General features: G+C 34.0%; 9 protein-coding genes. 4 read left to right on the top strand and 5 right to left on the bottom strand.

Translation table 11 applies throughout. The features are described 5' to 3' along the window. The first annotated feature begins 330 nt into the window (after positions 1 to 330). Positions 331 to 2,193 carry an NAD(P)-binding protein gene (locus ACJJVP_RS17330; protein WP_405415713.1) on the top strand — a complete coding sequence of 621 codons (1,863 nt, stop codon included), beginning with the start codon at positions 331 to 333 and terminating at the stop codon, positions 2,191 to 2,193. Positions 2,194 to 2,617: 424 nt separating this feature from the next. Here the strand turns inward: ACJJVP_RS17330 and murQ are convergent, their stop codons facing one another. From murQ to ACJJVP_RS17310, 4 genes are all read right to left on the bottom strand, one after another. Then, positions 2,618 to 3,433 carry an N-acetylmuramic acid 6-phosphate etherase gene (gene murQ, locus ACJJVP_RS17325; protein ID WP_405415710.1) on the bottom strand — a complete coding sequence of 272 codons (816 nt, stop codon included), beginning with the start codon at positions 3,431 to 3,433 and terminating at the stop codon, positions 2,618 to 2,620. A gap of 4 nt (positions 3,434 to 3,437) precedes the next feature. Continuing rightward, positions 3,438 to 4,835: a sodium:solute symporter gene (locus tag ACJJVP_RS17320; protein WP_405415708.1), complete on the bottom strand. Its 1,398-nt coding sequence runs from the start codon at positions 4,833 to 4,835 to the stop codon at positions 3,438 to 3,440. A 126-nt stretch (positions 4,836 to 4,961) separates the two neighbouring features. Beyond that, the gene (locus tag ACJJVP_RS17315) at positions 4,962 to 6,266 is read right to left on the bottom strand and encodes a RagB/SusD family nutrient uptake outer membrane protein (RefSeq protein WP_405415706.1); all 1,305 of its coding nucleotides are present in this window, start codon (positions 6,264 to 6,266) and stop codon (positions 4,962 to 4,964) included. 10 nt (positions 6,267 to 6,276) lie between these two features. Further along, on the bottom strand, positions 6,277 to 9,366 hold the full coding sequence (locus tag ACJJVP_RS17310; protein WP_405415703.1) for a SusC/RagA family TonB-linked outer membrane protein: 3,090 nt from the start codon (positions 9,364 to 9,366) through the stop codon (positions 6,277 to 6,279). A gap of 200 nt (positions 9,367 to 9,566) precedes the next feature. Between ACJJVP_RS17310 and ACJJVP_RS17305 the strand changes: the two genes are divergently transcribed. Further along, the gene (locus ACJJVP_RS17305; RefSeq protein ID WP_036153575.1) at positions 9,567 to 10,322 is read left to right on the top strand and encodes a DeoR/GlpR family DNA-binding transcription regulator; all 756 of its coding nucleotides are present in this window, start codon (positions 9,567 to 9,569) and stop codon (positions 10,320 to 10,322) included. A 4-nt stretch (positions 10,323 to 10,326) separates the two neighbouring features. Here ACJJVP_RS17305 and ACJJVP_RS17300 read toward each other — a convergent pair whose 3' ends face one another. Further along, positions 10,327 to 10,908, bottom strand: a complete 582-nt coding sequence (locus ACJJVP_RS17300; protein WP_036153578.1) for an RNA polymerase sigma factor — start codon at positions 10,906 to 10,908, stop codon at positions 10,327 to 10,329. Positions 10,909 to 11,023: 115 nt separating this feature from the next. Here ACJJVP_RS17300 and ACJJVP_RS17295 point away from each other — a divergent pair, with 115 nt between their 5' ends. Together ACJJVP_RS17295 and ACJJVP_RS17290 are read left to right on the top strand one after the other, a co-directional pair. Then, positions 11,024 to 12,181, top strand: coding sequence for a FecR family protein (locus ACJJVP_RS17295; protein ID WP_405415700.1), 1,158 nt, complete (start codon positions 11,024 to 11,026; stop codon positions 12,179 to 12,181). Positions 12,182 to 12,391: 210 nt separating this feature from the next. Then, positions 12,392 to 15,679: a TonB-dependent receptor gene (locus tag ACJJVP_RS17290; RefSeq protein ID WP_405415697.1), complete on the top strand. Its 3,288-nt coding sequence runs from the start codon at positions 12,392 to 12,394 to the stop codon at positions 15,677 to 15,679.

Genomic DNA, 15,679 nt, shown 5'->3' with positions numbered 1-15,679 from the left:
TAGCGCAGAATAAATTCTGAAATCCAAAACTTAAAATTAAAGATTGTTTTAAAATTTGTGATTAAAATGGTTAGAGATCATTTTTGATGCTCTAAGCCAAAATTTTAAAACATCGTCTCAACAGCGGTATAAAGTTTTAACAAAATAGAGGGAGAGAAAACAAATTAAGGTATCCATTTTTAATAGTCTGTTAAAACTAATATTTATTATAAAATGCATATTACTAGCGACGGTAATGAAGGCTGTAGGTTTATTTTTTTTCAATAAAAAAAATGACCATTTTTAGTAATGATTTGCCATTCCTAAATTTGATTTTTATAAAAAAATAAAATGAAAAAAACAGACGAGCAATTAGGAATGCATAAAGGTATTACTCGTAGAGATTTTATACAAGGTGCGGCACTGACCTCTTTAGGTTTAATGCTGCCAACGTCATGTAATTTAGCTACCAATGAAAATGAGTTGCCATCAAATTATTACCCGCCGACAAAAACGGGAATGCGTGGTTCACATAAAGGTTCTTATGAAACAGCGCATGCTTTAGCTCGACAAGGTGCTCCATTGAGCAATCCAATAGATTCAAAAGAATATTATGACCTAATTGTTGTTGGTGCAGGGATCAGCGGCTTAACCGCTGCTTATGAATATCGAAAAAAATTTGGGGTACAATCAAAAATTCTAATTCTGGATAACCATGATGATTTTGGTGGCCATGCTAAACGAAATGAGTTTAATCAATCGTCAAATACTCGTTTGTCATGGGGTGGAACCATGAATTTAGAATATACTTCTTTTGGCGATTCAGTGCTAGATTTTTTAGTTGAACTAGGAATTGATGTAAATGCCTTAAGTAAAAAACTTAAGTTTACATACGGTCAAGATAAAACTTCAATTTGGTTTGACGAAGATACATATGGCGAAAACAAGCTTATTACAGGGTTTAATATTTATGATAGAAATAAAGATATACTTGACCGAATAGATGATTTTCCTTTTAGTGAGCAAGGTATAAAGGCACTAAAAGAATTTTATGCGAAAGAGAATGATGTGTTGGAAAGTCTTTCGGAAAAAGAAATTGAAGAGCTACTATATAAAACTAGCTACACTGATTTTTTAGAGAAATATTGTTTCTTACCTAAAGAAGTAATAGAAATATTTATTAAAGCATCAGATAGTTATTGGGGAGTTCAACCTCACAGCTTATCTGTAGCTGAAGGTCTAAGTACTGGGCTTCCCGGTATTCATAAACTAGGTAAATCTGCTTTGAAAATTATCGACACGACAGATGAAGCCGAGGAAGTAGCAATGTTTCCAGATGGCAATGCCGCCATCGCCCGTCTTTTGGTGTGTTCACTAATACGTGCTGTTTGTCCTAAAGCTAATGCAGAAAATATAGCTATGGCAAAACTAGATTATTCAAAGCTAGATTTATCTAAGAACGTAGTTAACATTCGTTTATCGTCTACCGTAGTCAACGTAAAAAATGCAGATAACAAAGTAGAGGTAACCTACGTTAGAAATGGAAAAACTATAAGGATTAATTCTAAACATAGTGTTTTAGCCTGTTACCATGCCATTATACCACATATTTGCCCTGAACTGCCTTCTTATCAAAAAGAAGCCCAACGATTTCAAGTAAAACACCCTATGCTTCTTACCAATGTATTGGTAAAAAATAGCCAAGCACTTGATAAATTAGGAATTTCTGGAGTATATTGTCCAGGACGTATGCATGCCAAATTATACTTGGTCAAAGGTGTTGATACTGCTGGTTACCAACCGGATTACAAAAAAGATGAGGCAGTACCTTTAATGTTTTGGGGAATGATGGAACCACCTTCAAGAGATATTCATATTCACGACCAGCTTAGGGGTGCAAGAATGACACTTCTTCAAAAGAAATTCGAAGATTTTGAAAGAGAAGTAAGAACGGTTCTAGATGGTTTATTGGGACCTTCGGGGTTCGATGTAACTGAAGATATTTTAGCAATAACCGTAAATAGATGGTCTCATGGTTATTCTTATGACTACCTGGACCTTTGGGATAAAGAATATAAAAAAGGGGAAGCTCCCCATGAAATAGCACGGCAGCCTATTGGAAATATAAGTATTGCGAATTGCGATGCTGCAGCTTCTGCATATAGTGATGCGGCCATTGAAGAAGCTTTTAGAGCTGTAAATGAGCTTAAATAAAAACTGTGCTTAATCTATTACATATAGTTAGAGGTATAAATGAGATACACAACTTTAGGTTCTTTTCTTATTGTACACATTAACTTATCATTGTTGATAATTATAATAGTTTTTTAAGTCTTGTTTGATAAGCCTGAACATAGTTTCGTTTGGTTATGTCATCAAGATAAGAAAGTTCACTATTTAGTAGCGACTAAGTTAGTTTCTATTTAAAAAGAGGGTTTAAAGTGTTTTAAATCTATTTGCCGATACAGGAATTATCTTATCAATAAATATAGTGCCTCAGGTGAATTGAGGTACAATAAGTCTTGAAAAGTATACGGAAATTAGCATAATTGCATTTTGACATGGTAAAATTAAGTAATCACCTCTAATTCACCTAAGCGTGCAATCTAGTTCTATTTTAATTCTAAATGTGCTTATTTTATTGTTTATAGTACTCAATCGATTTTCTTACGCTACCATGTTCCAATAATAAAGATTTAGCAAGATTCTCATCTATTTCTAATTCTTCCATTATCATTTTTGTGCCACGATCAATCAGCTTTTTATTGGATAGTTGCATGTCTACCATTTTGTTTCCTTTAACTCTACCTAGATTTATCATGATAGATGTGGAAATCATGTTTAGTGCTAACTTTTGGGCCGTACCCGCTTTCATTCTTGTACTTCCTGTTACAAATTCTGGACCTACAATTAATTCCATAGGGCATGTTGCTATTTTGGAAACTAATGAATTTGTGTTGCATGATATGCTTCCTGTAAGTACGCCATTAGCATTAGCAGCTTTTAATCCTCCAATCACATAGGGTGTTGAGCCCGATGCCGCTATACCTAGTAATACATCGTTTTCATTAATCTTATAAACTTCAAGATCTTTCCAAGCCATAGCTTCATCATCCTCTGCATTTTCAACAGCTTTTCTTAATGCCCTGTCTCCGCCGGCGATTAAACCAATAATCCAATCATCTGAAACCCCAAATGTTGGTGGACATTCAGAGGCGTCTAAAACTCCAAGTCTACCACTTGTACCGGCACCAATGTAAAATAATCTACCTCCTTTTTTCATTCTAACTAATGTTTGTTCTACAAAGTTTTGAATGGAGGGAATGGCTCTTTCAATAGCTAACGGAACGGACTTGTCTTCTTGATTCATGCTAACAAGTAACTCGTTAACGGTCATTTTTTCTAAGTCATCATAATTTGATGATTGTTCTGTTGTTGGTTTAAGCGTATTCATAATTTTATTTTTTTATGAGCAATAAGCCCATTACGGTTAAGCTTGCATTGACTGCTATGTTTATAAATCCGAAATCGAAGTTGAATGTATTTATAGAATATTGACCCAATAGATAAGTGATTATCGGTGCGGATAAGCATACAATAGGAACCCATTGGTCTTTTAATTTTTTTTTGGAAAACATGCCTAGAAGGTATAGTCCTAGTAATGGTCCGTAGGTATAACCGGCAACTTTAAAAATTAATGAGATTACATCTCCTTTACTATTAGAAAAAGATAGTATGATGACAAATATGATGCAGGAGAATAGTACAATGACTAAATTTTTTAATTGCTTTTTTCTTTTGCTCGATTTGTTTGAAATATCTAAAAAATCGTAAGTGAATGATGTGGTTAAAGCGGTAAGCGCAGAATCAACACTAGAAAATGAAGCTGCTATAATCCCTAGAATAAAGAATATACCCGCTAAAGTACCAAGATGGTTTAGAGCAAGGTTAGGAAAAAGGTTGTCGGTATTTAAAAATAATCCATTTTTGCCCTTGGGTAATAGTATGCCCATTTCGCTTGCATAGATGTACATTAACACACCAAGCCCCATAAATAGAAACTGTGTCATTGCTAAAATGATACTGTAGGTCAAGGTGTTTTTTTGAGCATCCCAAACATTTTTACAGGTTAGGGTTTTTTGCATCATATTTTGATCAAGACCGATCATGGCAATTGCTACCAAAATACCGGCAATAAACTGTTTGTAAAAATTATTTCCTGATTCAGGTTCCCAATTGAATACTTTAAAATAATCGTGTGTGGTAATACGTTCAAAAGATTCGCTGATACTCAAATCTAATGTATTTATTATCGTATATATTGTAATTGAAGCTCCCAATATTAAAAATATGGTTTGCATAGTATCGGTCCATACAATGGTTTTAATACCGGATTTGTTAGTGTAAAGCCATACCAGTATTAGGATAATGATGATGGTTACATAAAATGGGACATTGAAATAGTCAAAAACTGCATATTGTAGAATTTTGGCGGCTAACATTAATCGTAATGCCGCACCAAAAGATTGAGATACCAGAAAGAATAGTGATCCCGTTTTATACGTGTTATTTCCAAATCTCACTTTGAGAAAGGTATAAATGGAAACAAGTTTAAGTTTGTAGTATAAAGGAGTTAATATGAAGGCGATAAAAAAATAACCTACGATATTACCAAGTATAAATTGATAGAAGTAAAAGTTATTATTGGCTACCATACCGGGCAGAGAAACAAAGGTGACTCCAGATAGGCCTGCGCCTACCATGCCGAATGCGACCAAATACCAAGGAGATTTTTTGTCGCCAGTAAAGAATGTATCATCGCTATTTTTCTTTGATGTGAAGTATGATATCATCATAAGTAGACCAAAGTAAAAAGCAATTATAAAAATGATCGTTGTTGGTTTCAATAGGTATTATCATTTAAAAATTGGGACAGTATAGAAACTGTCCCAATTTAGATAGTGGTTGTTGAATTTAACTTCCTAAGAAGTAGGGTTTGCGGGGGTGTTGGTATTGTTGTCTCTTTCAGAGTTAGGATAAGGGTAATAGTCCCTGTTTCTTTCCGCATCTGTTTCGGTTGCGCCTGGTCTATCAAACCTTCTACTATCCTCTAAAGAAAGTCCGGTTAAGTATAATTCAACTCTTCTGTTCTTGTATATTTCGTCTAAGATTGCTGATTGTTCAACTGTACCGTCATATGCCGGTAAATTGGCTCCAATTCCATAAATATCCGTATCAGCGGTTTTTGTCAGAACTGTATTGAGTTCAGAAACGGCATTGGTCAACTCGTTAGAACGTGCATAAGCTTCGGCTTTTATTAAAATGATTTCGCCAGGTAAATAAACTGGTATTTCATCTAAGTTATCACTCCAAAACCCTATTACTTGATAATTTGGGGTTTCAGCTTCTAAATCTTCTGCGGTAATATAGAACGGAATTCTTTCATCATCTTGATTAGGTAACAACTCCGTAGGTAAACCAAAAGTTAAATCTTTTGCTTGGGTAACATTTTGTGAGCCAAACCAAAAAGCCAATGGATTCGGTATTGATGCATCATACTCCCATGTAGATTTTACGGATAGGTTAACATTATTGGCAGCGGTAATTGCTGCGTCATAATTACCAGCCATTAAATTAAATCTTGCGAGTAAAGCATTTACTGAATTTTCTATATCTACAGAAGTAAAAATGTCAGCAGTTATAGAAGCATCTAAACCAGCGTCAATATAATCTTTGGCTTCGTTTAAATCTGATATTACATTTTCTAAAACAGCTGAACGTTCTATAAATTCGGCATTCTCAACAATTTCCAATGGTATGCTTTCAAAATATTGAATAAGTGTACCATGGGCAAGAGCTCTGTAGAATAGACCATAAGCTTTTAAAGAACCCGAAACGGAAGTACTTTCGCTAACATCATCAGCTGCATCGATTACTGTAGTTGCTTCCTTTCGGGTCAATAATACATTTGTCCACATATTAATTAAAAGTTCATTACTGCCGCTAACATCATCACCGCCTAAAAGAATTTCATTCTCTCCTAGGTTACCAGGGTTCAGTAATCTTAATTCATCGGTATTTAACCCAGAAATATGTGAGCTTGTATAAATTAGTCCGGTTCTTTCGGTACTCCATCTTTGTTGCACACCATTAATTAGGCGCACCAGGTTGTCAGTATTATTTACTACATCTGGTTCTAATGTAGAGTTTGGGTCCAAATATTCAGTATCACAAGACGTGGTAGCAATGAGCAATGTGATAGCTATAGTTTTTAATATATTTTTCATATTTGTCTTTTTAGAAGTTAGCGCTTAATGATAATGAGATTGTCATTGGGATCGGTACATTACCAAAGTTTACTGAACGCAATAAGTTTGATTGCCCTCCGGCATTGGTCTCAGGGTCATAACTGAAGAATTTGTCAAAAGAAATAAGGTTTCTTCCGATCAATGAAAGTCTTACATTTTCTAAACTAGAATTGAATAGAGAAGGGAATTCATACCCTAAAGAAACCTCTCTTAGTTTAACAAAAGAACCATCTTCTATTCTAAATTCTTCTATAGGGTATATACCGGCAATATATCCTCTAGGTAGCTCTCCTGTCAACTCTTGTGCTGCCAACTGACCAACACCAACACCTTGTCTTGTTCTTTTATCGGCATCAAAAACATCAAAACCTTGAACTGCTTCCCAAAGCATACTGAAATTGAAATTCTTGTATGTAAGGTCAGTCCCAATTCCAAGGATGTAATCTGGATTAGGGTCACCAATAACTTTTCTTAAAACATCTCCAGTCGGTTGTCCGTCTGCATCACGCTGTGGTGTATTGGTTGTAAGGTCACCTCTTTCTTGTTGAGGAACCCCAACCGGACTACCATCTGTAGATTCACCTGATAATATTAATTCGCCATTGTCATCTGTAGCATAGTAAGTACCATAGAATACGCCTAGAGCTTCACCTTCTCTTACAATTGGCGGAGCACCGGTAACACTTTCAATAGTAATATCGCCACCTACAGTGCTTAGTACCTTGTTTCTATTACTACTATAGTTGAAATTAAGACCCCATGTTAGATCGTCAGTTTTTACAGGGGTAATTTTGGCATAAAGTTCTATGCCGTTGTTTCGCATGGTACCAACATTTTCAGTTCTTGTTGATCCACCCAATGAAGGAGCCAATACACGACTTACAATTAAGTCTTCAATGTTTTGACGGTAATAGGTGAATAATAATGAAGCTCTGTTATTAAAGAAACTTAAGTCTGTACCTATTTCAAATTCTTTTGTACGTTCTGGTTTAAGACCTTCATTACCTAATCTATTATTTTGTTGTAAAGTAGAAGAACCTAAATAATCATTAGAAGTGTAGCTTCCATATCTTTCGTAAGGACTTATTGCAGTTAAGTTACCGGCTTCACCGTATGATGCTCTTAACCTTGCGGAATTCAAAAAACTTTCGGTATTCCAAAACGGTTCATTTGATAATACGTACGAACCGGAAATTTTAGGGTAAAAGTTTGATCTCTCGTCAACATCAAAATTTGTTGCACCATCAATTCTACCGGCTAATGTTAAAAAGAGCTTGTTGTCCCATGATAATGTTTCCTGTAAAAAGAATCCGTAAATATCCAAATTGGTGTCAATTGGTTGGGTTTGTAGCGGAATAGTTGGTTCGTTATTACTGTCTAAACCTCTTCCTTGGGTACCTTCAAAAGAAAGTTCACTACTTTGAAAGCTGTAACCAGCTGTAGTAACCGAATTTAATTTGTCTGTAATATTGGTGTTATATGCCATGTTAATGTCATAGTTCCAATTGAATACCTTCGCCTCGGCACTACCAATGTAACCATCATCATAGTATGCAGGATTTACATTTTCATAAGGATATACCGGTATGTAGATATTTCCTTTTTGATTGTATGTGTCAACACCTATAATTTGATCAATGCTTAATTCTTCGGTAGGTTTAATTTTCAAGTGCAAGTTTGGGATGAAGTGATTTACATCTTGAGTAATGTCGAAAGTTTCTATAATTGTCAATGGGTTTACTCTGGTGTTTTCTACAGCCATTAAATTGCCGTTGGCGTCCCTTTGAGTTATATCGAAAGTGTTATTGGTTATATTTATAGAGTTGATAGGACTCCAAAAGACATTCCCATCTGGTTTTTCATCAGATTTACTGTTGGCATAATAAAGTCCAAGATCATATGACATCCAATCAGTTACTCTATGATTAAAATTAACTCTTGCAGAAAATCTATCAAACTTTGTATTCTTAATAATACCTTCATTGCTTAAATAACCAATAGAAGCCATATAACCCATTTTTTCATTTCCACCTTTTGCAGAGAAATAATTGTCGCTGCCAAAACCAGTTTGAAATATTTCATCTTGATAATCGTATCTGGTAGTTTCGAACTTGTCCGTAGATAAATTTCTATATGTTGTTAAGGCATTATTGTCATTAGCGTCGAAACCGAAAATTGGCCATAGTCTTCCAGATAATGCGCTATTAGGTACAGTTTCAAATTCTTCACCAATAAGGTTTAAATCCAATTTCTTACGTATCGTATTAACACTAAAAGTAGTTTTGAAATTAAATTCAGGTCCATCTTCATAAATTCCACCTTTTTTGGTTGTAATAACAACAACACCGTTAGATGCTCGAGAACCATAAATTGCTGCTGCAGCGGCACCATTAAGGATATTCACGTTTTCAATATCATTAGGATTGATATCAACCATTCTGTTTTGACCTGGAGATGCATCACCGGCATCAACATTTAGGTTGGTTACGTTGGTTGTAAGGTTACTGGTGATAACACCATCAACTACATAAAGTGGTTCTGACGAACCTTTAATTGTACTAGGACCTCTTAACCTTATGGAAAAACCACCTGCTGGATCACCGGAGTTTTGTGTTATTTGGGCACCAGGTACTTTACCTTGTAGAGAACTAGTAATATTGACAGGTGCAGCTTTTACCAATTCTACCGACTTAACAGTAGTAATGGCGTTACCAAGTTTTTTCCTTGATTGGGTGACAGAAGATCCAACAAGTATAACTTCATCTAAAGCATTTGAATCTTCTAATAAAGTTACGTTGATAACTTGATTCATATCAGTTAAAATTACTTCTTCAGTTTTGTATCCGATGTAGCTAATTACTAAAGTCTTGTTTGTAGCATCAGTTAATTGGATGCTGAAATTACCATCGAAATCGGTAGAAGCTCCGGTAGAAGTTCCTTTCAATAGAATTGTAGCACCTGGTAAGGGTAGACCGTCTTCGGCAATAATAGTACCTGATACTGTTGAGGATTGTGCATATGTGCCGAGGGAAAATAGTGTCAGCAACAGCACCGAGAGAACATGATAGGTTTTCGTCATAATAAAAAGTTTTAGCTTGTTGTGCTAACAAACGTAGCAGAATATTTCTCGTTTTGCAATATTTTATAGCAATTAAGCAATGTATTCTCGAAATATTTATTATATTCTAAAATCAAGTATATTATTTGCAGTATTTTGTTGCAAATACTAGTTGTTTATTATTAATTTGATATCCTTGTAATAGTTTTAAAGAAAATATTTTGCAAAAAAGTGATAGGCACCAAATAATTTTAGAGGAAGTTCAATTACATAATAGGGTATTGCTGACAGATTTAGCAAACATCTTAACTGTATCTATGGATACAGTTAGAAGAGATATTAAAGAACTTGATGAATTAAGCAAATTACGTAAAGTACATGGAGGTGCTATTTCTAATGGATTCAATACCTACTCAGATCGATCAAAGGATATATTTGAACAAGATAGCAAAGTAAAAATTGCCAGAAAGGGAGTTTCACTTCTGCAAAATGGTGATGTAGTGATGATTAGTGGTGGTTCAACTAATCTTGAGCTTGCAAAACTTATTCCAAAAAAAATGGATTTAACTTTTTTCACACCTAGTTTACCCATGGCAGTTGAACTTTTGAACAATATGTCTAATCACCACGAAGTTTATTTAATAGGAGGTAAGTTGTCAAAGGAGTCTCAGTTGGTAACTGGTGGGGTTTCTATAAATAGCTTAACGGATATTACTGTAGATATCTGTTTTTTAGGTACTGGATATTTAGATTATGAAAAAGGGATAACTGAGACTGATTGGGAAATCGCACAGATGAAAAAAGCTATGATCAATTCATCTAAACGATTAATTGCTTTAACAATTAGTAAAAAATTAAATACAGTAAATCGTTATAAAATTTGTGAGATTAATGCATTGAACGACTTAGTGACTGAGCTTGATCCAGATGCGGAAATCTTAAAACCTTACAAAAGTAATGGGGTAAATTTGGTATAGTATTTTAAACTATTCTCTTGTTAAAAATAATCATCAAAATAGTTTCATATTTATCACCTAATTTATCTTTCAATATTTTAAATGCCTTGGTTATTTGTGCTTCAACAGTTTTAATTGAAACGTCTAAATAATCTGCAATTTCACTATTGGTTAGTCCTTCTTTTTTACTAAGTACAAAAACTTTTTGGCATTTTGGAGGCAACTTATTTATTTCTCTGTTAACAATTTCCATCATTTTGCTCATCATATTGTTTTCCATTTCTATGGCAACTTCATGAGAGTATTCAATATACTTTTGATTTAATAAAACAACGCTCTTATTTTTCTGATAAGAATTTAGAAATTCATTAAAAACGCATTTGTAAAGAAAATTACGGATAGAGAATTCTGGATTAAGTTTTTTTCTTGATTTCCAAGTCTTTAGAAATACATTTTGAACAATGTCTTGTGCGGTTGATTGATCATGGGTTAAGGTTACCGCATAGGCATTTAGTTGTTGATGATATTTTTCTAGAAGTAAAATGTAGGCTTTTTCTTCTCCGGAAATAAGTTTTTTAATTAATCTTCTATTTTCTTCAGCATCCATAATAAATGATTATTTAACAAATAAACGGTAAATATTATGAGATTATGAAAAAAATATCAAAAAAAAGTTAGGGTATTGAGAATTTCACTTGTATTAATTAAAAGAGAAGCAATCAATGATATCAAAAGATATTGAAAATCGAATCATTAAATATTTTACTCAGTCAGCTGATGTAGAAGATTTGGATATTCTTAATAATTGGTTATTAGATGATAAGAATCAAAAGATTTTTAAATCATATGTTAAAACCCATTTCTCTATAAACTTGGCTATGAACAATTCTGAATTTGATAAAGTAAAAGAAAAACTCTTAAAGGAAATTAATAAGGACAAAAAGCAAAGTACTAAAATTAGAATGTTATCTGTTTTTAAGTATGCTGCTATTGCGGTTTTGTTTTTGGGAGTTGGATTTATAATGAAAAATAAATTATTGGTCAATGAAACAGCAAATGTAGTTGTACCAAGAGAAGATTCTATAGTACTAGAGTTGGGCAACGGTGAACAGCAGGTAATAACGGAGACAGGTACTGCTAAAATTGTAGGAACTTCGGGTGAGGTTATCGGCAACAAGAAAGATGATCAATTAATTTATGAACCGCAGGAAAACCAAATATTAGAATATAATACATTGAGTGTTCCTAATGGTAAACAATTTGGAATTGTATTGTCAGATGGTACTAGGGTGCATTTAAATGCAGGCAGTTCAATAACATATCCTACTGTTTTCGAAAAAGATGCTATTAGACGAGTTGTTCTGAGAGGGGAAGCTTTTTTTGATGTAATACACGAAAACAATAGACAGTTTGTAGTAAATGTTCAAGATTTAGATGTTAAGGTATATGGTACCAAATTCAATGTGACCAATTATGACGAAGATAAGCAGACGGAGGTTGTTCTTGTTGAAGGTTCTGTTGGTTTGTCTTCTAAAGAAAGTAAGAAAGAAATAGAAGAAGTCTTTTTAGAACCGGGTTATATGGGCGTATTCAATAAAACGGATAAAAATATAATCAATCAAAAAGTTAATACAGCGCTTTATACCTCTTGGATGAAGGGAAATCTTGTTTTTCGAAATGTTTCTTTCGAAAATATAATCCAAAAACTAGAACGACATTATAATGTGGTCATAATTAACAATAATGTAGTGCTAGCTAACGAGAAATTTAATGCAACAATTGAAACTAAACACGAGACAATAGAAGAAGTGTTTAGTTATTTCAATAAAGTCTATCAAATTGAATATCAAATAGTAGAGAATAAAATAATAATCAATTAAAACTTAAATACAATGAGCTAAAATCAACAAACATCATTAGATCATTTTAATATTTCGAGAGGACGAAAAAAAATCGGAAAATGCTGGAACATTTCCCGATTATAAAAATGATCACACTTAAAGCGTAATCACAAATAAACACTCAAAATTATGAAAAAACCACCAATGTCGAAGGGGTTTCTCTCTCGGCGCTTAAATTATGACCTAAAAATGAAGTTATCGCTTCTTTTTTTCTTGACAATAAGTTTTTTGATGCAAGCCAATACCTACTCTCAAAAAACAAAAATTTCTATAGCGAAAGAAAATTCAACTGTTCGTGAGGTATTAGATGAAATCGAAAGCCTTAGTGAGTTTAAATTTTTATTTAAGACAAATACCGTTGATTTAAATAGAAAGGTAACTGTAAAATTTAAACGTGTTCCAATTGATGACATTCTTAAAAGTCTCTTTACCGATCAAAACATTACTTACGAAATAAAAGATCGTAAAATATTTTTGAAAAAAGATTCAAAGCTAAATAGGGTTAAGGGACAAGACGAAAAAGTCGAAGCCTATCAAAAAACGGTGACCGGTTCCATTGTAGATACTGATGGTGTTCCTTTACCAGGTGCTAACATTGTTGAGAAAGGAACTACCAATGGTGTAACGGCAGACTTTGATGGTAATTTTTCCATTTTGGTTTCTGATCAAAACGCAACCTTAATATTTTCATATTTAGGCTATGCAACTAGAGAGGTTGCTTTAGAAGGGAAAGGTAATGTTGATATTGTACTTCAAGAAAGTGCAGCGGGCTTAGAAGAGGTTGTTGTTGTTGGTTATGGTACAATGAAAAAGGCAGACCTAACTGGGTCGGTTTCTCAGGTAAAAACTGAAACCCTAGAATCGGTTCCCGTTTTCAATATGGCACAGGCGCTTAAAGTAGGTGCATCTGGTGTAAGGGTTACTCAAAACTCAGGTACTCCTGGTTCTAGAATTGAGGTACGTATTAGAGGAGGGAATTCATTAATAGGTAACAATCAACCGTTATATGTAGTGGATGGATTTCCTGTTACCAGTGGTATAGACTACTTGAATCCAGCAGATATAGAATCGGTTGATATCTTAAAGGATGCATCTGCTACCGCAATTTATGGTTCACGTGGCGCTAATGGTGTAGTAATAATTACTTCTAAAAGAGGTGTAAAAAATCAAGAAAGTAAAATTGAAGTAAATAATTACTTTGGTATGCAACAAACTATAAATCAATATGATGTACTCAATGCAAAGGAATATGCCGTTATAGCAAATGAATGGTTAAAAAATGAAGGCTTAGAGCCAAGTTTTAATATTGATGAAATTCAAAACCCAGGAACTGATTGGTTAGATGCCATTTTTAGAACTTCACCTGTACAGAACCATACAATCACTTTTTCTGGTAGTTCAGATAAAGGTAGATATTCTATTTCTGGTAATTATTATGATCAAGAAGGAATCATAAAAAATTCAGGAGTTACACGAGGCTCTGTTAGAGTTAATTTGGATCAAGAATTGAAAAGCTGGTTAAAAATGGGTATTAATCTTCAGTTGTCAAGAAGTGAGACTCAATCGGTTAATGTAGACAATGGATATCGAGGTACATCAATGCTTTCTGCTGCTGCTTCGGCACCACCTACATTACCTTTATATGATGAAGATGGACTTCCTACTCAAATTGGCCAGATTTATAATTTTGGATCTGCTGATATGAGAAACCCTTTATTATCTACACTTAATAAGAATCTTAGTTTCGCTAATAGTGTATTAGCAAACGCTACTTTCGATTTTCAAATTACGCCTAACCTTTCTTTTAAGACTTTATTAGGCTTACAATATAGAAATACACGTAGTGAGTTATTTACACCAACGGTGTATGAAAACGATAGAGGTTCTGCTCAAGAAGGTAATAATTATTTCAATTCTTTTTTAACAGAGAATGTTTTAACGTATTCAAAGACATTTAATGAAAAACATAGTTTGAACATAATAGGTGGTACTACCTATCAAACGCAGATGAACAGGTACTCTGGTATTTATGTAAGTGGCTTTTCTAATAATATTACTGAGAATTATAATTTGGCTGCTGCTGAAACTATTGGGAATCCTTGGTCTGGGTATTTTGATTGGACATTAGCCTCGTTTCTATCTAGGGTAAACTATTCTTATGATGGCAAGTATATGTTTACGGCTAGTATTAGGGCTGATGGCTCCTCTAGGTTTGGCGCAAATAATAAATGGGGATATTTTCCATCAGCTGCTTTAGCTTGGCGTGTTTCAGATGAAGCCTTTCTTGAAAATAGTTCAACTATTTCAAACTTGAAATTAAGAGCTAGTTACGGTATTACAGGTAACACCGCGCTCAGTCCTTATCAATCGCTAGATAGGTTGAATTCAGCAAAGTTCATCTTTGAAAATCAAGCAGACGTTATCGGGTTTTACCCTGCCGGTATTTCTAATAGTGAATTGAAATGGGAAACTACAGGGCAACTAGATGTTGGTTTTGATTTGAATCTATTCAATAATCAATTAAGGTTTGTATTTGATTATTACAAAAAGAATACAAAAGACTTGCTTGCTTCGGTACCACTTCCATCAAGTGTCGGGTTTGGCTCTATTCTTAGAAATCTGGGAGAAATCCAGAACTCGGGAGTTGAGTTTAGTGTTGATGCAGATATTTTGAGAAAAGAATTTAAATGGGATGTGTCTGCACAAATTTCTGCTAATAGAAATAAAGTGATTGAGCTTGCTGGTGACAGTGATATTTTTGGGGCTGCTCAAGCTTCGGTATGGCCAAGTGCGAATATTGCGCGAGAAGGGGAACCATTAGGTGTTTTTTACGGACTTCTTGAAGATGGTTTGGATGAGAATGGTTTTATAAAATATCAAGATGTTAGTGGTGCTGATGGTGTTCCTGATGGGATGATAAATTCATTGGATCGTGTGATTTTGGGTAGTTATCATCCAGATTTTATATACGGATTAACTTCTAACTTTAGTTATAAGGGTATCGAATTGAATGTGATGCTAGAGGGAGTTCAAGGAAATGAATTATTCAATGCAACTAACGGAACACATTTAAATTCTTTCCAAAGAGGTAACAATCAATTTAGAGATATTATTGGAAATTATTGGACTGCGGAAAATCCTGATCCCAACGCAAAATACCCAAAAATTAGTAGTGCTACTCAAATAACAGTTTCAGATAGATTTATTGAAGATGCTAGTTATCTGCGAGTAAAATCGATGAGGTTGGCATATAACTTTCCTGTTTCTAAAATAGGGCTTAGTGATTTTGATATGCTTCAATTATATATTTCTGGTACAAATCTATTCACTTTTACAAATTACTCTGGTATTGATCCAGAAGCTAACTCAAGAGGGACGGATTCAAGTAATATTAGCGATCGATTACGTTTTGGTCATGATCAAAGTAGTTATCCTAGCGCCAAAATTTATGCGATTGGTCTGAAATTTAGATTTTAA

The organism is Maribacter sp. Asnod1-A12 (assembly GCF_045063735.1).
In the GTDB taxonomy this organism is placed as follows: domain Bacteria; phylum Bacteroidota; class Bacteroidia; order Flavobacteriales; family Flavobacteriaceae; genus Maribacter.
The sequence above is the reverse complement of the archived record's forward strand: the minus strand, read 5'-3'. Positions and strand labels throughout refer to the sequence as shown.